The organism is Virgibacillus chiguensis (genome assembly GCF_900129865.1).
GTDB lineage: Bacteria > Bacillota > Bacilli > Bacillales > Amphibacillaceae > Virgibacillus > Virgibacillus chiguensis.
Genome location: NZ_FQXD01000002.1, coordinates 277,987 through 296,420 on the forward strand (window position 1 = coordinate 277,987; position 18,434 = coordinate 296,420).

Here is an 18,434-nt window from a genome sequence, read left to right on the forward strand (position 1 = left end):
AATTAGTTGGGATGAAAATACTACCACTGATGAAGATTTATTTACACTATAGATAAGAAAAACTAAGTCATTCTCCATAAGACTTTCATCAGACTTGGTGACAAGCCAAGTTCTTTCTAATAATGTTTAAAACGCACTAAGTTTTTCGCTGTGTCAACACTTATTGTTCCAGCAGCATATATTTAAGTAAAGTAAGTTTTAGCCTCCCTTATAATCAAAAGAAAAGTCTTTTAGAAAAACCAGTCATGCTATACATTTCTTAGGGCGTCTTTCAATTATCTAGGATAAACGTCCAAACTTTTCTTACCCAATTGCATATGGTATAAGTGTAAGATTATTAGGAGGTGAAATGATGGGATTCGGATATGGCGGAGGCTGTGGAAACCCAGGCTACGGTGGTTATGGCTACGGTTACGGTTGCGGAACTGGTAGCAACTTTGCGTTAATTGTGGTGCTTTTTATTTTATTAATCATTGTAGGTGCTGCATTTTACTGTTAAATACGTTAAGGAGACAGCTTGTGCCTTCCTTAAGGCACAAGCTGTTCTTTTTTGTTTCATTTTATATCAATTTGCTTTATTGTTCTTTGCGAGTAACAGTTGTTCAACTTCTTCGGATGATAAAGCTTTACTGAAATAGTAACCTGCAATTGGTCACACTGTTCCGCTTTTAAAAAGGCAAATTATTCTTCTGTTTCTACTCCCTCTGCAATAACTTTCAAAATTAGTAAATGGCATAGTTGAACAATTGATTTTACAATCATGCGGTTTTCTTCATGACTTTGATCCATAAACATTTTACCTATTTTTAATTTGGCATAAAGAAGAATAGCCAGGCTCCAAAATCGTCAATGGATATGATACGGGTATTCCGAGATTTTGCAACTCTCGTAAAGTATGTAAAATTGTTTTTTCATTCCTCATGTTCATCGTCTCTGTTCTTTCCAATTCCAAAGAAGTTGGTGCTAAATCAGTCCATTCTCCCATCACTTCATTTACCCGATAATTAATTTTTCTTTCGGATAATGATAATTACCACTCTGTTTGTTTGAACGAAACATAAATAAAAACGTAATAATACCTACTCGTCCAATAAACATTAAGAACATTAAAATCAGTTTACTAAATGATGTTAATTCACTGGTTATCCCTAATGAAAGCCCCACAGTTCCAAAAGCCGATGTCACTTCAAACAGAATTTCTGTTAGCGTAAATGGCTCAACTACCGATATGAAGATAATAGAAGTAAAAACAAGTATCAAAGCCATTAGAGTAACCGTAACGGCTTTTAATAAGTCTTCATCATACACCTCTCGCTTAAATAACCGAATACTTCTCCCCCCCCTAGCATATGTTGCTATAAAAATAACAACTAAAATAAAGGTCGTTGTTCGAATACCTCCCCCAGCACTGCTCGGGGAAGCTCCAATAAACATTAAAAGCGACATAAACAAATGATTAGGTTCTGAAAGCAAACTAACATCCATGGTTGACAGACCGCCACTTCTAGTTGTTATAGATTGAAACAAAGAGTAAAATAAAATTTCATGCCAAGATTTATCTGCAAAAAAGTGGAGAAAATCAAGGACAAACATACCAATTGCCCCAATAACGATTAAAACTAAAAAGGTACTGGTCGTAACTTTTGTAAACAAGCTGAAACGAATAAATTTACGCTTATCCGAGTCAGCAAATAAATATTCCTTTACTTCAATTAGTACTGGGAAGCCAATAGCTCCAAAGATAATTAACAACATATTTATAAACTGTACAAAATAATCATCTTTAAAAGGGATTAAAGATGATCCAGTAATATCAAACCCCCCATTAGATATAGCACTAATCGTTCCAAACATACCATGTAAGTAAGCTTCTTTAGCTGAGTCAAAATATTGTAGGAAATACGTCCCTAAAACAAGAAAGCCGACTAACTCTATTGTTAGTAATACATACACGATTTGCTTAATTAACCGCACCATTCCTCCGAACGTGGATTGGTTTTGATCCGTCATGATTAAGCGTCTTTCTTTTAGCCCAATCTTTTTTCCTAGCAACAGCCATATAAATGTACTGATAGCCATTACTCCTACAGCCCCAAGCTGAAGAATGCTAGCAAGTAAAATAATTCCTGTAGTACTCAATGTATCTGCTACTGGTATGGAACTTAGACCAGTTACACTTAAAGCACTTACAGCTGTAAATAATACATCAATAAAAGGTATTTCCACCCCATCCTGATGCGCAATCGGTAAAGATAAAATCACAGTTGAAAATAGTACTGCAAAAAAATAGAACAATAACAAAATCTGGACCGGCGATAACTTCCTTGCCCAGCGAACAATTGGTTTTTGGTAATGCATAACCTTTTACTCCTTATTAACTATCAAAATTAGTATCTCTCTATATACCAAACAAAGCTTTAAGGTGCGTTAAGCTCTTTCATCCCAACTAAAAATTGGAAGCTTACAAAATTAAATATATCCATATTATAACAAGGAGATATTGAAAATGCTTGTAATATAGTATTTAAGTCGCAAGATCTACTGTATTGGATGAAAAAATTCTATTTTATGTTAATTCCTTAAATTTCTCTAGCAATTCTTTACCTTGGTATCCTTCCTCAATTAATGTAGTTAATAAGAATTCAATATTTTCTTTTCTTTTATCGACAATATTTCCCACAAATAAAATATTAATATTAGATCCTATTTCATTTATCCCTATAATTGAAGTGATGAATGTAGCCAAGTCATTGCTTTCTTTAGAAATTTTTACTTGAACTAAGATTTCCGACTTTGTTTTTTGCAAAAATTCAAAATAAGGTTGAAATGAATTATCCGTATACACTTCGATCGTCCACTGATTGTTTTCATCCTCACGATCAATAATTAAACCGTCTAATAACGGTATCTGATTAGGAATGATCTCTCCGGTTTTTTCTTCCATGATATTTAATAATTTTAGTTTAAATGTCTTCATAAGCCTTCCTCCTAGTATTTTTATTCTATGTATAGATAGGGATGCTTTAAAAACATGCTTAAAATGATATCTTTTTTTGTATATCGTTAGTGTACCAAAAACTAAAGCTTATGGGTATGACTTTCTTTTCAAGTTAACTTCGTTGACAATTAAAATTATAACCGCTTATGATAAATAGGATTATAGGGAAAAGGAGAATTGATTTGTCACATTCAGCAATCCAAACAATTATGAATCATCGGTCTATACGTAAATTCAAGGATAAAAAGCTTACAGAAGAACAAATTCAAACCATTGTTGAAGCTGCTCAAATGGCTTCAACTTCTAGTTATGTAATGGCATATACCATTATTGGTGTTACTGATGAACGTATAAAAGAGAAGCTTGCAGCTATCTCCGGTCAAACTTATGTTCAAAATAATGGACATTTATTTGTGTTTTGTGGTGATTTACATCGTACTGAGCAATTAGGGTCACTAGAAGATAGAGAGCAAATGCAACAAAGTTTAGCGTCCCCTGAACAATTTATTGTTATGACGGTCGATGCGGCGTTAGCATCTCAAAATGCTGCGATTGCTGCAGAAGATTTAGGGCTAGGGATTTGTTATTTAGGAAGCTTGCGAAATGATGTCTATCAAGTAAGCGAATTATTACAGCTCCCAGAAAGAGTCGTTCCTTTGTTTGGAATGGCTGTGGGCTATCCTGATCATGAACCAGAACAAAAGCCTCGTCTACCAATTGATGTGATCTACCATAAAAATCATTACCAGCCTTTCGAACACCAGTTACCATTCATCAAAGACTTCGACAAACAATTGCATTCCTATTATGAAAAACGGAAACAAAACAATCGAAATGATAATTGGTCAAAGCAAATGATTCGAAAATTTTCTATCCCTACTAGAATGGATGTTGGATCGTTTTTACATGAGAAAAATATAAACAACCAAGCAGATTAAATATAATTACCGATTAGACACAACATATTGCCGCTTTTTATAAAGAAGGCCACGCAATAATAATGAGCCAGCTCCTGTCAGGGACGCTGGCTATAATGCTTGTAATATCTCCTTATGGTCGATTGTAATTTCTTCATTATTAACTTTAAATTTTGCTTGAAAATACAATTTGCAAGGAGAATCTTTTACCATTCGAAACACTTTATTACTATTCGGATGGTGATAGATATTGCCATTGCTAAGTTGCTTTATTGTTATATCATTTTCATATTGATGCTCCTCATCCCCCAACACGACAGATACCAATGGGTTCAGATGCTCCACCTCTACCGTCCCTTCACCTGTATATTGTAAGGAACTAAATACTTTAATCCCTTCTTCTACATTTGCAATATGAATATGTAATATAAAATCACCGACCTCTTTAGACCTCGTAGTTGTCTCCTTAATGGTAATACCGCGGTTTCCTACGCCAAGATAGAAGATAATCAAAAACACTACTCCACCAACAACAATAAATAAAAGTGATTTTTTTTTCATAAGCATCCTCCCGCTCCCACTTACTATATATGACGTTTTTCCCCCACAAAAAGTTTCATTATTTTAAAATATTTTCATACTAAGGATTTTTCTCCTAATTAATCTTTTCTTATCCACAAAAAAAGCGCAATTAATATAGGTTTTACATGAATTGGATATATAAGGTAATATTTTCCCGGTATAATTAAAGCTTGTTTACCGCATTCTAATTATTGATGAGTATGAAGAAGGAGGAATCTTTTATGACTGTCTCTAGTCAAGTGAAGCAAACTATTGCTGGTTTAAAAAGCGCACAAGCAAGTTTTGAACAATTTGCTCTACAAACAGAAAACAAACAAGCAAAACAACTATACGAAAATGCAGCGCAACAAACCATGTCCATATTAAAAAGTGTTGAACCACGTATTCAACAACTAGAACAAGAAGAACCACAATACAAAGGTTTTTAATTTGTATAAACGAAAGCTCCATCATATAAAGTGCGTCCTTCAATCTCTGGAGTTTTCTTTCATCTCCTACTTTAGGTTTGTACTCTAAAAAACTTGGCATATCCCCATTTCTTTATAGCGGAAAAAGCTGTCGCTTATACTAAATAAGAATGGATAAAGCCTTTTACAAATTAAATATATTTAGGTGCTGTTATCTCCTATTTCGTCTTGATAGCGAACATCTTTTATCTTTTTGAAAACAGGAGTCTTCCAGCACCTTTAAGAAAGGCTTGGCTTTAGTGTTTCCTTTTTACACACATTGATAATGTAAGCTTTGTTTACTTTACTTAGATAAAAAGCAGGTGGTATAATGCATGTTTTTAAGTTTCTAACTATAGTTGTTTTATCTTTGCTGATTGTTGGTTGTAACACAGCAAATACATTAGAGACATCCAAGGAAAATGAAAAAGATGAGGTTAATATAACAAAAATATCTAGAAACCAATCTATTGACCAAACTCCATCCAATCAAGCAAAAGATCTATTACAACAACATTCGGAAATAAATGCGATTCATGCAGTCAATACAGATAAGCAATTATTAGCAACCGTTGAAGTAAAACATATGCAACGCTTTAAATTACAAAATATCAAGAAAAAACTAACTAAAAAATTACAAAAGAATTTTCCTGATTTAAAAGTAGAATTATCAGCAGACAAAAAAATAATGATGGAATTAGGAAAACTAGAAAAAAACTTGAATAAAAAACAGTACAGTAAAAAAGAAGTACAAAAAGAAGTACAACGAATTATTGATTTTTCTAAAGAACAAACGTAGAGAGAGGGAACACAATATGGCGGATAAAAAAAAGAAAAATCTACCACCTGATGTTCAAGAGTATCAAACATTTCAACAGCAAAGAGAAGTGAAAAGGCCTGTATTAAAAAATTGCTTAAAAGCTTTTTTTGTCGGCGGTTTTATTTGTTTCATTGGGCAGCTTATTTCTACTTTTTATATGTATTTCTTTCATTTTACGGAGCAAACCGCCGGAAACCCAACAGTAGCTACATTAATTTTTATAACGATGCTCCTTACTGGGTTTGGTGTGTATGATCGAATTGGACAATTTGCCGGTGCAGGCTCAGCGGTTCCGGTTACTGGCTTCGGCAATGCGGTCATTTCTTCTGCCATTGAACACCGAACGGAAGGATTTATCCTGGGAGTTGGTACAAATATGTTAAAACTAGCAGGTCCTGTCATCGTTTACGGCGTATTTTCAGCATTTGTTGTCGCTTTGATCAAAACAATTTTAGTCCAATGGGGTGGGTTATAATGCTCCAAGGACATCAAACATGGGTATTCGCCAATCGCCCGGTTATTATATCGACCGGGACAGTAGGCGGTCCATTTGAAGCTAATGGAAATATCCCGAAAGACTTTGACATATTGCATGATGATATGTGGCTAGGTCAAGCCTCATTTGAAAAAGCACAACAAACATTAATGGAAGAAGCCTGTCAAATTGCCCTTAAAAAAACTTCCATTGAAAAAGAACAGGTGCAATTTTTTATGAGTGGTGATTTAATTTATCAAATTACACCAACAAATTTTGCTGCCAAAACATTGGGCCTTCCCTTTTTTGGTTTATTTAATGCGTGTGCCACTTCCATGGAAAGTTTAGCGCTAGCTGCTATGATCATCAATAATAAAGGAGCTAATTATATTTTAAGTGGAACAGCAAGCCATAACGCCTCTGCAGAACGACAATTTCGTTATCCTACAGAATACGGCGGGCAAAAGCCTCCTACCGCACAATGGACAGTTACTGGTGCAGGTTGTTCCTTAGTTGCTAAACAAGGTACAGGCCCTGTTATTACATCAGCTACAATTGGCAAGGTTATTGATATGGGTATAACAGACCCGTTTAACATGGGAGCGGCGATGGCGCCAGCTGCCGTAGATACGATCGAAAAACATCTACAAGATAGAAACATTTCTCCTGACTATTATGATTTAATTGCTACAGGCGATTTAGGGCACATCGGTAGAGAAATATCTTATGATCTACTTGTCGATCGCGGACTATCATTGGATGAGGAAAGATATGTAGATTGTGGTTTAATCATATATCGCGAGGGGCAACCGGTGTTAGCTGGCGCAAGCGGTTCTGCCTGCTCAGCCGTAGTCACATATGGACATTTGCTCAATCGGATGAAAGCTGGTGAATTGAAACGAATACTAATTGTAGCAACCGGTGCACTTCATTCTCCGATGAGCATACAACAAAATGATCCGATTCCGTGTATTGCCCATGCAGTATCTATCGAAATTTAAAACGGGACGTGATATGTAATGATCTTTTTTTGGGCTTTCGTAATTGGTGGTTTTATCTGCGTTATTGGCCAATTACTGTTTGACATTTTCAAATTAAATCCTGGACAAACTTTATCCATTTTAGTTGTTACCGGCGCCGTTCTAGATGGGTTCGGCCTCTATGAACCATTAATTGATTTTGCCGGAGCAGGTGCAACTGTACCAATTACTAGCTTTGGTAATTCACTCGTTCATGGTGCTATGGCAGAAGCAGAAACACACGGTTTAGTTGGAGTTGTAACGGGAATGTTTGAAGTAACAAGTGCAGGAATTTCAGCCGCAATTATTTTCGGGGTTATTGGCGCACTAATTTTTAAACCAAAAGGATAAGGAGGTCGTTACACTATGACAATTGGTGCACAAGTAAAAGGCTGCTACTCTGCAATCAAAAGTGTGGAAGCCTCCTTACAACTGCTAACAGCCAAAACAAATGAACAAGAACAACAAATAAAATTGACGGAAGCAGAACGAATGATTACTGAAATTAAGAACGACTTACGACATCAAGTCATCCAATTATCGAAAGAAGAACCACAGTATCAATAAAACTTGGAAAGGAAGCTGCTTATGCCAGAATGGATTAACATTATCATTCGTTCATTGTCACTGCTGATTATTCTTTTTTTCATGACAAAATGGCTAGGAAAAAAGCAATTATCACAATTAAACGTTTTCGAATATATCACTGGAATTGTGCTAGGTGGAATTGTAGCAATACATACGATAGATCCAACAAGTAATATAATATATGCTCTTTTATCCATGTTTATTTGGTTTATTGTCCCTTTTGCTGTTGAATATATGTCTCTCAAGAGTAAGCGTTTTCGCGATCTTGCAGAGGGGAGAAGTACTGTTTTTATTCAAGACGGAAAAATTATGGAGGACAATCTAAAAAAAGAAGGATACTCAACGGATGATTTGTTAGGAAAGTTAAGAGATAACGGTGTGTTCCTCGCATCTGATGTGGAGTTTGCCGTACTTGAGCCATCTGGATCGTTAAATGTATTGCCTAAAAAAGAAAATCGCCCTTTAACAGCCAAGGACCTTGGGTTAAAATTAGCGCCTGAAAAAGAACCGCAAACCATTATTATGGATGGAGAAGTTTTATTAGAGCCACTTGCTAATTTAGCATTAAATATGAATTGGTTAGAAACAGAATTAGACAAACAAAAAGTAAGCATTGAAAATGTGTTTCTCGCTCAAGCAGATAATAATGGACAATTGTACCTTGATTTATACGATGATAAAATCAGTGTTCCTCAACCAACTGAAAAAGCACTCCTACTAGCAAACATGAAAAAATGTCAGGCGGATTTAGAACTATTTGCTTTAGCTACAGAAAACAAACAAAGCAAAGCTTTATATGAACGAAATAGCAAAAAATTAAAGCATGCCATTGAACTGATTCAACCATACTTATAATGGAAGGTAACCTAGATATTTAGATGCCCTTTAAAATGGAATTGCAAAGAACCACAGACCCCTTTAAAACAGCGCTGCTTCCCTTTTGTTCTTTCCAATTTTCGTGTAAAATAGAGGAGCTATCCTATTTTACTAAACGAAAAGGAATGAACGAACATGAAAGATAAACTTAAAGCTTACCGCTTTCCAATTATCTTACTTATTTCAATAATCATCGGTTCTATAATTGGGCTTTACTATGGCGAAGATGCTACAGTCATTAGGCCGTTGGGCGATTTATTTATTAATTTACTATTTATGATTGTTATGCCTCTCGTTTTCTTTACTATATCCTCTGCAATAGCAAGCATGGATAGCATGAAACGTCTTGGTAAAATTATGGGCTCGATGTTAACTGTATTTGTTGTTACAGGAGTCATTGCTGCTGTGTTTATGCTAATTGCCACAGTTATTTTCCAACCAGGTTCTGGCGTAGATATTCCACTTGTACAACCCGATGAAGTGACAGAAGAAACGAGTTTCGCAGAACAATTAGTTCAGACATTTACTGTTTCCGACTTTATCGATTTATTTTCACGCAATAATATGCTCGCACTTATTGTTTTTTCTGTATTAGTTGGTGTCGCAACAGGGCTAACTGGTGAAAGAGGGAAAGCCTTTACTTCTTTTTTAACAAGTGGTGCCGAAGTGTTTATGAAAATTATTCAGCTTATCATGTATTATGCACCAATTGGACTAGGTGCTTATTTCGCCTCGTTAGTTGGGGAGTTTGGTGCTGATTTAATCGGTGACTATGCAAAAGCAGTTATCGTCTACTATCCTGTATCTGTTTTATATTTTGCTATCGGGTTTACCTTATATGCATTTATTGCTGGTGGCAAAACAGGTGTTAGTCGCTTTTGGAAAAACATTCTTGCTCCTGCTGCAACATCTCTTGGTACTGGAAGTAGTGTTGCTTCATTACCTGCTAATTTACAGGCAGCAAAACGAATTGGCGTACCAAAAGATATTCGAGAAACCATTATGCCCCTTGGTGCAACCATACATATGGACGGATCGTGTTTGTCTGCCATGTTAAAAATTGCTTTTGTTTTCGGTGTGTTAAACTTGGACTTCACAGGAATTGACACCTTTTTAACCGCAATCGGCATCTGTTTATTATCTGGTATTGTAATGAGTGGTATTCCAGGTGGTGGATTTATGGGTGAAATGATGATTATTACGCTTTACGGATTACCAATGCAAGCTTTACCAATCATTTCAGCTATAGGTGTTGTAGTTGATCCCCCTGCTACAATGGTAAACGTTACAGGAGATACCGTATCCAGCATGCTTGTAACCAGACACCTAGAAGGAAAAGATTGGATCGAAAAAACGGACGTTGCATAATTATGATTAGAGAAACTTGGCTTATCGCCAAGTTTTTCTAACATACATCAATAGCGATCTTTCCAAATTGTCCATTATCTTTTAAATAATGAAAAGCCTGTTGCATATCATCTAATTTGTAAGTGGAATCCACTACAGGTTGCATTTGATACTGTTCGACATGCGCTAGCATTGCTTCTAACTCTTGCTTACATCCCATTGTCGAACCTAGTAACTGGTACTGTCCATAGAAAAAGGTGCGTAAATCTAACTCCACTGTATCCTCTGTTGTTGCACCGAACACGACCATCTTCCCACCCTTTTTCAAAACGTCCAACGAGCGTTGAAATGTTGCTCTACCAACACTATCAATCACCAAATCTATCTGTTCATCAGCTAATTTATGTTGCCAATCTTCATCATGGAGCACGCCCTTATCCGCTCCGATTGATTGAGCTTTTCTCAGCTTTTCCTCACTCCGCGAACTCACAATAACCCTTGCACCAATATTTTTTGCAAATTGAATTAAATAGGTTGCCACTCCACTTCCCGCACCAGGTATAAAAATGGTATCGCCTGTATTTACTTGCCCTTTTGTAAACAATGCACGATATGCTGTTAACCCAGATAATCCAAGAACACTCGCTTCTTCCCATGTTAAATGAGCTGGCTTTTTCTCCACTTGATAAGAAGGAATAGCTATTTTTTCTGCAAATGTACCGTGATCTGGCATACCTAAAATTTCAAAACCTTGAGGAGGAGCATCCGCATTCTTAAACCAGCCTAAAGCAGGATTAATAATTACCTCATCACCGACAGCCACGTTTTTAACAGCTTGTCCTACCTCTTCAATTACGCCTGCTCCGTCTGATCCTAAAATTAATGGCTCTATCTGCCCTTTTCTACGATTTGGAATATATAAGTCACGTCGATTGAGACCAGCCATTTTCAAGCGAACAATGACATCATTTTCTCTTGGCTTCGGATCATTCATATGCGTTACCTGTAATGTATCATTTTCATGAACAAAGGCTTTCATAATAATTCCACCTTTCCTGTTAAGTTTAAACCAAAAACACTACGGTTTTATTAATCATGCATCTTTTTGTATAGTACAACATTAGATATCAAACGAACCCGTTCAGCCCCTTTATGCTAAAAATTTTCCCTTTAGAAAAAAGCACTAAACGTTTCTAACTGCCTCTTATCCATAATATCATGATGAAACAATGGAACATACCATTTTTTTTGTTCCTTAAATGTGGCTTCTATTTTTTGTACGTAAGTCTGCTCCATTTGTTTTCGTTTTGCAAAAAAATTTCCGTCTACTTGTTCTGGTAATAGTTTATTAACAATGATGGTTTTTACATAAATTTCATGTTGATGCAGCAATCGAATAGCTTTATCCGTTTCAGTTATAGATAAACTTTCTGGATTAACCACAAAAATAAAGCCTGTTCGTTCATCATCTAGTAGCAATTCTCTTGCTTTTGCAAACCTTCCTTTCCTTTCCTCAAGTACATGATAAATAGGATCTTCTATTGGCTCCCCATCATTTAGTAATTGCGTATAGTTTTCATTCGTTTTCTTTCTACGTTGTAATAATCCGTCTATCCAAATACCCATCAATTCCGGCAAAGTTAACAATCGAATCGTGTGTCCCGTTGGAGCTGTATCAATAATACATTGATCATAATGTTGATGTTCCTCGATAATGATAGAGATAAGCTTATTGAATAATGCAGCTTCATCAGCCCCAGGTGATGCTTTAGCCGTATCCAATTGGCGATTTACTTCATTTATCATAGATGGTTGAACAATCCCTTTCATATTTTCCTTTACACTATTAATATAAGCCGTCGTCTCTTGTTCAGGATCAATTTCAAGTACATCTAAATGTGAACTAACTTTTTTAATCCGCCCTCCAATAGTCTCTTCAAAAATATCTCCCAAATTATGGGCGGGATCAGTAGAAACAAGCAAAGTTTTTCGACCTTCTTTTGCGTGTTTCCATGCTATAGCCGCAGCAGAAGTTGATTTTCCAACCCCTCCTTTACCACCTATGAAAACAATCCTTTTATGCAGGTTCTCCAATATAATCACTCCTTTATTAACAACAACGAATGCCAGATAACGGCGATTTTTCCATTCCCATGCGTAAATGCCAATCGTGAAATTTTTCTAGCATGTAAGGGTATAACTCTAGTGTATAATAATATACCGGATTTGGAATTCCAATCATCTCTGAGTAAAGTAAGAGCAAGAAAATATCGTCCTCATGCCTCAACTCACGAGCAATTTCCTGACGATGAGGTAGACTGATTACTTCTTCATAATATTGAATGAGCTTTTTTATTTGCTCGAGCATGATATCTCCCCTTCCAATAGCACGATTTATTTTTTAGAAAGACTTAGCTTGCCATTAAGTCTTATGGCTGAAGAACGACGTCGTTTTGCTGATATTATAAAACCTAGAAATCTTTATACTTTCCTAATACGCACAGATAATGAAAAGGGACCTACCCTAGATCCCTTTTCCAAGGTTTACGAACTAGTTATCTAGATTTTGATCTGCACTTCCTCGTAATACAGAAAAAGCAGTTATAATAATCCAAATCGCAAACACAAAAATGATAGATCCTAATACAAATAATAAAGTGTTCGGTTCTGTTCCATTCCAGGACCACTCAAATAGTACTTGTTGAAACATAGCATATAGTGTCATCACCATAACAAAGATCATGGGAATAATTACCACGGCATAATTTCTCCCTAACCGCTTTAGCCATACGGCAATAAGCATTAAACTAATCGCCGCTAGCAATTGATTTGCTGTTCCAAACAATGGCCATAATTGATAGCCCCCTGAACCAAAACCTTTAGGGCCTTCTGGGAGTAAAACTAAAGCAGCACTCGATAAAACTGCAATTGACGTAGCAACATGCGTTTTTGTTAATGCTGGGAGTTTATATTCCGTACCTAACTCCGCAATAATATATCGCATAAGCCGAACAGATGTATCTAATGTTGTTGCTGCAAAACTAACAACAATGATAGAAACAATCGTGACCGCAACATCAGTCGGTATACCTAAACCTCCTGCTAATACAGCTGCTCCTTCTACGAAAACACCTAAGCCACTTGCATTTGCAGATGCAAAACTATGATAAACAGCCGAAAAATCCGCAGTACTTGTAAAAAATGTCGCTACAGCAATGATGGACACTAGTGCTAAAATCCCTTCGCCAACAGCTCCAGCATAACCAACAAAACGGGCATCTGTTTCTTTATCTAATTGTTTAGAAGATGTCCCTGAGGAAACAAGACCATGAAATCCTGATATAGCTCCACAAGCAATTGTAATAAATAAAAGCGGAAGCCACGATGTGTCTGCGTTAGCATTTGTGACAGGCGCGGTCATTTCTGGATTTGTAAAAATTAGTCCTACATATAAAATTCCTAACCCGACAACAAGCTGATGGGAGTTAATAAAGTCTCTCGGTTGCAACAATTTCCAAACAGGAAGTGTGGAAGCTATATATACATACACCATCAATATGATAATCCAAATAAAGAACGCTGAGGAGACTGCGCCTAATCCAAATATTCCCGTGCTGCCTTCTCCACCCATCCATTGCACAAGATCAATTTGCATCCATCCTATATTACTTGATAATACCGCTACAAGATACATGACCGCTAATGCAATAACAGATGGTAAAAGCATTTTGATATTTCGTTTGTATACAGCATAACCAATCCAAATAGCTAAAGGAATTTGGATAAATACAGGTACAACACTTGCTGGATAAGAGATAAATAAGTTAGAAATAACCCAAGCAAACACCGCATTCACCATAAGTACAAGAATTAAAATAATAAATAAAAACAATATTTTAGCTCGTTGACCGATAAGCCGATGAGCTAATGTACCAACAGATTGACCTTTATTTCGTATAGATAATACGAGTGTCCCAAAATCATGAACCCCTGCAGCAAATACCGTTCCTAGAATAACCCATAAAAATGCTGGTAACCATCCCCAATATACAGCTATAGCAGGTCCCAAAATAGGCGCTGCTCCAGCAACTGAAGTAAAGTGATGCCCCCATAATACGAACTTATTTGTCGGAACAAAGTCTACTCCATCTTTATATTGATGCGCGGGTGTAACATAGTTTGGGTCTAATCGGAAAATTTTCTCAGCTACAAATTTCGAATAATACCGATATCCTAATGCAAAAACAACGATACCAATAACAGCTACCAATATACCAGACATATATTCCCCCCTTTTTTTATGAAAACGATCTTGTTAACCTTTATGCGCAAACGCTTTAATTTAGTACATTTTATCTAAAAATATTTTAAATGTAAAATATTTAGAAAAAACAGAATTAAATTATTACTTATTTACTGGGAGAAAGAGTTGGAGCATCACTCCATGCATTGAAAAATAAACAAAGTCATTCCCCTATACCTTCGTTGTTACCCTAAAAGTAAGCTTGGCTTATCGACAAATATTTCATCTATTCGTTTTTCTTATTGGTAAAACCTTAAAGTTTTATCAATTTCTATTATGCAAATAAGCCGAACCATTATAATCTTAGTTGTTCGGCTTTGCTATATCGTATTTGCTTGTGCCCCAAACTCTTTACAAGTCACTACTTTTATAGAACATTAACCAAAAATTATTCATTGCTCCCTATCATTACCATTTGCTAAAACGTTCATAATACCCAAACTGCCATCGTTGTTGCTATCACAAGGCCAACGATAACAGGGATAAAGTTTTTTCTAACAAGCTCCATGACGGAAATACCACAAAATCCAGCAATCGCTACGAGTGATGACCAGGCAATAAGCGCTCCTCCACCTGTCCATATAGACCCCATCTGTCCAATTGCAGCCAGTGTTGCCACATCGACGCCATTTGATGGCAACGAAGTCGCTAAAGCACCTGTTAGTGGAAGTCCAGAAAAACCCGATCCATCTAAGCCAGTAATCATACCAATTATTAAAATACTAAATGCCACTAACCATTGGTTTTCAGGTAAATAGGACTGTGTGGACTGTACTAAATCAAACAAAAATGCTGGTGCATCTTCTCCTATGCCTAATATGGCATCTGCAAAATTTGAACTTCCTAAAAAAAAGAATCCAGCTATTGGTATCACAGGGCCCATAGCTTTGAAGGCAAATACAAATCCATCTGTAATATGCGTAGTAATATAGTCCAGCGCTTTCTCTTTTCGAAGCGCTAACGTTGATAACAAAAGCAGAATAACAGCTACACCACCGATAAAAGCTGCTCCATCACCGCCTTCAAAACCGCTCCTTCTTCCTAAATGAAACTTTTCATATATCATGTAAATAACCACTGCAACTAATGCTAAGGGTACGAAAACAGCAAACACCTTGCTCCATTTCGTTTGTATTTCCTTATTTGATTCAATAGGACCATCTTGAGAAGTCTGCATATTCGCTAAATCTTCTAAGTTTATTGGATCATTAGCGTTACGTATCTTATTACGAGCAAATAGATATGCTAAGCTGACTGCAACAGCTCCAGTAATTAAGGAAAGCATGAAAGCTTGTTCTGCTACTGTTGCAGTATGTACGCCAGCTGAAGCAGCAGATAAGCTTGGAGCAACTTGCACAATATAATCTGAGGACAAAGCCATTCCTTGCCCAGCTATAGCAATAGCCACCGCTGCAGTAATTGCTGGTAAGCCAGCGCGAATAGCTGCTGGTACTAGTAAAGCACAAATAAGCGGAACTGCTGGTGTTGGCCAAAAGAATAGAGAGATAATGTATGTTGCAATGACTAAAACAAAGAAAGAAATATGTCCATTTATCATGATTTTCTGCATTGGCTTTATCATGCGTTTATCTGCTCCCAAATCTCGTAATGAATTTAATAATGCAAGCATAAACGTAATAATTAAAAAAATGCTAAATAGTTCTCTAGCAGCAACTAAATTTGCTTGAAAAATTGCTGTAAACCCTTCAACAATGCTTCCTTTGTATAACCATGCGATTAAAAACGTTCCCAATAAAGATGGTAGAACGACTCCTTTTCGCATCATCATTGTAATGATAATGAGTAACGTAAACAGACCATACACATAGTGAGATATAGAAAGCTCCACCATTAACCTTCCTCTACGAATAGTGTGTTACAGCCTATGCAAGCGTTACTTATTTGGTTCTGTTCTGTTCATTAACTACAGAAGAGAGGTCTATCCTATATCTATGAAATACGCTTTCGCATTTGGTAAACAAAACTAGATGACCGTGATAAAATAAATACAATTTAAAAAGTAATGTCAATAGTACGAAACTCCACGAAGACGAGCCGCCTATTGACATTACTTTTCTTTATTTGCAAACAGAGTTTTTCAATAGAAATAACAAATGAAAAGGGGTAGAAAACGTCACTCTGTGCAAACTCCTAATGCATTCCATTTTTTATAAGTTAATATTGAGCCATAGAAGGGCAATCTAGACTAATTTCATAAATTCATCTACATCCTTCATGCACTCATGTACAGCTTCTTCCCAAAACGCGGTTTTGGTTAAATCTACATTCAAATGCTTCTTAGCTAACTCTTCCACTGTCATTCTACCAGTATCACGTAATAACGAAATGTAGGCTTCTTCAAAGCTTCCCTCTCCATTTTTAGCTTTTGCATACACGCCATTACTAAATAAATAACCGAACGTATATGGAAAATTATAAAATGGTACACCAGTAATATGAAAGTGAAGTTTAGACGCCCAAAAATTAGGATCATATTCTGAAAGCGTCTCACAATATGCTTCTTTCTGAGCTTCCACCATTAACTGATTTAATCTCTCTACAGAAACTATTCCTTGTTTTCTTTCCTCATAAAAACGCGTTTCAAATAAAAAGCGGGCATGTATATTCATAAAAAATGCAACACTTCGTTGAATCTTATCCTCTAGTAAAGCTTTTTTCTCTTCTTTTGAAGTTGCTGCTTGTAAAGAGGCATCAGCAACTATCATTTCCGCAAAGGTAGAAGCAGTTTCTGCCACATTCATTGCATATCTTTGATTTAAAGCATTCACATCATTCATCACATGCTGATGATAGGCATGCCCTAATTCATGTGCTAAGGTAGCAATATTACTAGCTGTTCCAGAATACGTCATAAAAATTCGCGTTTGCTCACTGTGCGGAAAGCTTGTACAAAAACCGCCAGGGCGTTTACCTGGTCGATCCTCTGCTTCAATCCAACGCTTTTCAAACGCCATTTCTGCAAAATCGGCCATTTTAGGGCTAAATTTTCGGAACTGATCTACAATAAAATTGGCTCCTTCTTCGTATGTATAGGTTTGAACTGTTTCACTGATTGGAGCAGTTACGTCATAAATACTTAATGTATCAATATCGAGAAGCTCTGCCTTCTTATTTAGATAATGGACAAAGTGTCCTTTATATTTTGTAATTGCTGTCCACATAGCATCTAATGTTTCTTGTTTCATCCGATTAATCATTAGCGGTTCTTTTAGCACATTTTCCCAGTCTCTATGCTTATACGTCTCTAAGCGAAAACCAGCCAAATGATTTATTGTTTGACCAAATAAGTCTGCTTGCTCCTCCCAAGCCGCTGATAGTTTGGTAAATACGTGTTGACGGAAACGACGATTCGGATCTGTTAATTTATTGGTTGCTTGTCCAATCGAATAATGTTGCAAACTTCCTTTTTCTTCTAACGTAATTTCCATATTCCCAACGATGACATCGTACATTTGCCCCCATGCATGATAGCCATCCTTTGCTAAATCATTAATTAAGGCCTCTTGTTCTAAAGGTAAAAGGTTTTGCGCCTGCTCTCGGTACTCTTCTAGCACAAATATAATCTCTTGTAACGATTCGTGCTGTGAAAATAAGCTCCAATCTTCCTCTGTTATTGCACCAAGTTTTTGTTTTAGCTTTGTTTGTATTCCACCAAATTTTGCATTCAATTGAGATCGCTCACCAAGCAAAGGTTGTACATGCTGATCATTTGTATCCTGTGCGTGTAAACAACTTATAAATGCAAAAGCCTCTCTCATCAATTTTGTCGTGCTTTCCATTTGCTCACATAAATCTACTAGTGCCTCGATATTTTCCTTTGTAGCCTTAGGTTGAAGCTGATCTATGTAAGCATCCAGCTTATCAAGTTCTTGATCTACGATTGTTAAATGTTCTCGAAACTTCGTAGATTTACTTCCTCCAGGGAAAATAATTTCTAAGTCCCACGTCAGATTCTTTAATGGTTTCAAAAAAACCCTCCTTATTTTTCAGAAAATTCACTATGAATTAAATTATACCAGACTTTTCATGGTATATCATACAT

At 36.3% G+C, this 18,434-nt stretch carries 21 protein-coding genes; 10 read left to right on the plus strand and 11 right to left on the minus strand.

The genetic code is table 11. The features are described 5' to 3' along the window. The first annotated feature begins 349 nt into the window (after nt 1-349). Nucleotides 350-499, plus strand: coding sequence for a YjcZ family sporulation protein (locus tag BUB45_RS03815; RefSeq protein WP_073005450.1), 150 nt, complete (start codon nt 350-352; stop codon nt 497-499). A gap of 182 nt (nt 500-681) precedes the next feature. On the opposite strand, the gene BUB45_RS03820 is transcribed toward BUB45_RS03815, so the two are convergent. The 4 genes from BUB45_RS03820 to BUB45_RS03835 form a co-directional block, all read right to left on the minus strand. After that, entirely contained in the window at nt 682-789 is a 108-nt protein-coding gene (locus BUB45_RS03820) for an EAL domain-containing protein (RefSeq protein ID WP_162985834.1), read from the minus strand. 7 nt (nt 790-796) lie between these two features. Next, entirely contained in the window at nt 797-985 is a 189-nt protein-coding gene (locus BUB45_RS03825; RefSeq protein ID WP_073005452.1) for a hypothetical protein, read from the minus strand. An 8-nt stretch (nt 986-993) separates the two neighbouring features. Further along, entirely contained in the window at nt 994-2,358 is a 1,365-nt protein-coding gene (locus BUB45_RS03830) for a TrkH family potassium uptake protein (protein WP_073005453.1), read from the minus strand. A 208-nt stretch (nt 2,359-2,566) separates the two neighbouring features. Further along, nucleotides 2,567-2,977: a YwpF family protein gene (locus BUB45_RS03835; protein WP_073005455.1), complete on the minus strand. Its 411-nt coding sequence runs from the start codon at nt 2,975-2,977 to the stop codon at nt 2,567-2,569. A gap of 203 nt (nt 2,978-3,180) precedes the next feature. On the opposite strand from BUB45_RS03835, the gene nfsA reads away from it, so the two are divergent. After that, nucleotides 3,181-3,936, plus strand: a complete 756-nt coding sequence (nfsA, locus tag BUB45_RS03840) for an oxygen-insensitive NADPH nitroreductase (protein ID WP_280157318.1) — start codon at nt 3,181-3,183, stop codon at nt 3,934-3,936. Between the two features lie 90 nt (nt 3,937-4,026). Here nfsA and BUB45_RS03845 read toward each other — a convergent pair whose 3' ends face one another. Continuing rightward, complete coding sequence (locus tag BUB45_RS03845; protein WP_073005459.1) at nt 4,027-4,476, minus strand: hypothetical protein; 450 nt, start codon at nt 4,474-4,476, stop codon at nt 4,027-4,029. A gap of 242 nt (nt 4,477-4,718) precedes the next feature. Between BUB45_RS03845 and BUB45_RS03850 the strand changes: the two genes are divergently transcribed. The 8 genes from BUB45_RS03850 (at nt 4,719) to BUB45_RS03885 (ending at nt 10,089) form a co-directional block, all read left to right on the plus strand. Then, nucleotides 4,719-4,925 (plus strand): DUF1657 domain-containing protein, encoded by a 207-nt coding sequence (locus tag BUB45_RS03850; protein WP_073005461.1) that lies wholly within the window; start codon nt 4,719-4,721, stop codon nt 4,923-4,925. 349 nt (nt 4,926-5,274) lie between these two features. Next, entirely contained in the window at nt 5,275-5,742 is a 468-nt protein-coding gene (locus tag BUB45_RS03855) for a hypothetical protein (protein ID WP_073005462.1), read from the plus strand. Between the two features lie 16 nt (nt 5,743-5,758). Continuing rightward, entirely contained in the window at nt 5,759-6,238 is a 480-nt protein-coding gene (spoVAC, locus tag BUB45_RS03860; RefSeq protein ID WP_073005463.1) for a stage V sporulation protein AC, read from the plus strand. Further along, a complete protein-coding gene (gene spoVAD / locus BUB45_RS03865; protein ID WP_073005464.1) occupies nt 6,238-7,239 on the plus strand; it encodes a stage V sporulation protein AD in 1,002 nt (333 codons plus the stop codon). Before spoVAC ends, spoVAD begins: the two co-directional genes overlap by 1 nt. A gap of 18 nt (nt 7,240-7,257) precedes the next feature. Beyond that, entirely contained in the window at nt 7,258-7,608 is a 351-nt protein-coding gene (gene spoVAE / locus BUB45_RS03870) for a stage V sporulation protein AE (protein ID WP_073005466.1), read from the plus strand. 15 nt (nt 7,609-7,623) lie between these two features. Then, nucleotides 7,624-7,824: a hypothetical protein gene (locus BUB45_RS03875; protein ID WP_073005468.1), complete on the plus strand. Its 201-nt coding sequence runs from the start codon at nt 7,624-7,626 to the stop codon at nt 7,822-7,824. Nucleotides 7,825-7,845: 21 nt separating this feature from the next. Next, nucleotides 7,846-8,700, plus strand: a complete 855-nt coding sequence (locus tag BUB45_RS03880) for a DUF421 domain-containing protein (protein WP_073005469.1) — start codon at nt 7,846-7,848, stop codon at nt 8,698-8,700. Nucleotides 8,701-8,856: 156 nt separating this feature from the next. Beyond that, nucleotides 8,857-10,089, plus strand: coding sequence for a dicarboxylate/amino acid:cation symporter (locus BUB45_RS03885; protein WP_073005474.1), 1,233 nt, complete (start codon nt 8,857-8,859; stop codon nt 10,087-10,089). Nucleotides 10,090-10,126: 37 nt separating this feature from the next. Here the strand turns inward: BUB45_RS03885 and BUB45_RS03890 are convergent, their stop codons facing one another. The 6 genes from BUB45_RS03890 to BUB45_RS03915 form a co-directional block, all read right to left on the minus strand. Beyond that, the gene (locus BUB45_RS03890) at nt 10,127-11,107 is read right to left on the minus strand and encodes a zinc-binding dehydrogenase (protein ID WP_073005476.1); all 981 of its coding nucleotides are present in this window, start codon (nt 11,105-11,107) and stop codon (nt 10,127-10,129) included. A 131-nt stretch (nt 11,108-11,238) separates the two neighbouring features. After that, on the minus strand, nt 11,239-12,162 hold the full coding sequence (locus BUB45_RS03895; RefSeq protein ID WP_073005478.1) for an ArsA family ATPase: 924 nt from the start codon (nt 12,160-12,162) through the stop codon (nt 11,239-11,241). Between the two features lie 16 nt (nt 12,163-12,178). Further along, nucleotides 12,179-12,436, minus strand: coding sequence for a cory-CC-star protein (locus BUB45_RS03900; protein WP_050352565.1), 258 nt, complete (start codon nt 12,434-12,436; stop codon nt 12,179-12,181). 183 nt (nt 12,437-12,619) lie between these two features. Further along, nucleotides 12,620-14,350 carry a carbon starvation CstA family protein gene (locus tag BUB45_RS03905; RefSeq protein ID WP_073005480.1) on the minus strand — a complete coding sequence of 577 codons (1,731 nt, stop codon included), beginning with the start codon at nt 14,348-14,350 and terminating at the stop codon, nt 12,620-12,622. A gap of 448 nt (nt 14,351-14,798) precedes the next feature. Further along, complete coding sequence (locus tag BUB45_RS03910; protein ID WP_073005482.1) at nt 14,799-16,220, minus strand: hypothetical protein; 1,422 nt, start codon at nt 16,218-16,220, stop codon at nt 14,799-14,801. A gap of 352 nt (nt 16,221-16,572) precedes the next feature. Then, nucleotides 16,573-18,360: a M3 family oligoendopeptidase gene (locus tag BUB45_RS03915; protein ID WP_073005484.1), complete on the minus strand. Its 1,788-nt coding sequence runs from the start codon at nt 18,358-18,360 to the stop codon at nt 16,573-16,575. Nucleotides 18,361-18,434 lie beyond the last annotated feature (74 nt).

Excerpts from the sequence above, each read along its gene's own strand:
- BUB45_RS03885 (WP_073005474.1), top strand. The coding sequence starts at position 8,857 with ATGAAAGATAAACTTAAAGCTTACCGCTTTCCAATTATCTTACTTATT.
- BUB45_RS03830 (WP_073005453.1), bottom strand. The coding sequence starts at position 2,358 with ATGCATTACCAAAAACCAATTGTTCGCTGGGCAAGGAAGTTATCGCCG.
- BUB45_RS03835 (WP_073005455.1), bottom strand. The coding sequence starts at position 2,977 with ATGAAGACATTTAAACTAAAATTATTAAATATCATGGAAGAAAAAACC.
- BUB45_RS03850 (WP_073005461.1), top strand. The coding sequence starts at position 4,719 with ATGACTGTCTCTAGTCAAGTGAAGCAAACTATTGCTGGTTTAAAAAGC.
- BUB45_RS03845 (WP_073005459.1), bottom strand. The coding sequence starts at position 4,476 with ATGAAAAAAAAATCACTTTTATTTATTGTTGTTGGTGGAGTAGTGTTT.
- spoVAD (WP_073005464.1), top strand. The coding sequence starts at position 6,238 with ATGCTCCAAGGACATCAAACATGGGTATTCGCCAATCGCCCGGTTATT.
- BUB45_RS03875 (WP_073005468.1), top strand. The coding sequence starts at position 7,624 with ATGACAATTGGTGCACAAGTAAAAGGCTGCTACTCTGCAATCAAAAGT.
- BUB45_RS03890 (WP_073005476.1), bottom strand. The coding sequence starts at position 11,107 with ATGAAAGCCTTTGTTCATGAAAATGATACATTACAGGTAACGCATATG.
- spoVAE (WP_073005466.1), top strand. The coding sequence starts at position 7,258 with ATGATCTTTTTTTGGGCTTTCGTAATTGGTGGTTTTATCTGCGTTATT.
- BUB45_RS03880 (WP_073005469.1), top strand. The coding sequence starts at position 7,846 with ATGCCAGAATGGATTAACATTATCATTCGTTCATTGTCACTGCTGATT.
- BUB45_RS03815 (WP_073005450.1), top strand. The coding sequence starts at position 350 with ATGATGGGATTCGGATATGGCGGAGGCTGTGGAAACCCAGGCTACGGT.
- BUB45_RS03820 (WP_162985834.1), bottom strand. The coding sequence starts at position 789 with ATGGATCAAAGTCATGAAGAAAACCGCATGATTGTAAAATCAATTGTT.
- BUB45_RS03900 (WP_050352565.1), bottom strand. The coding sequence starts at position 12,436 with ATGCTCGAGCAAATAAAAAAGCTCATTCAATATTATGAAGAAGTAATC.
- BUB45_RS03825 (WP_073005452.1), bottom strand. The coding sequence starts at position 985 with ATGGGAGAATGGACTGATTTAGCACCAACTTCTTTGGAATTGGAAAGA.
- BUB45_RS03905 (WP_073005480.1), bottom strand. The coding sequence starts at position 14,350 with ATGTCTGGTATATTGGTAGCTGTTATTGGTATCGTTGTTTTTGCATTA.
- spoVAC (WP_073005463.1), top strand. The coding sequence starts at position 5,759 with ATGGCGGATAAAAAAAAGAAAAATCTACCACCTGATGTTCAAGAGTAT.
- BUB45_RS03855 (WP_073005462.1), top strand. The coding sequence starts at position 5,275 with ATGCATGTTTTTAAGTTTCTAACTATAGTTGTTTTATCTTTGCTGATT.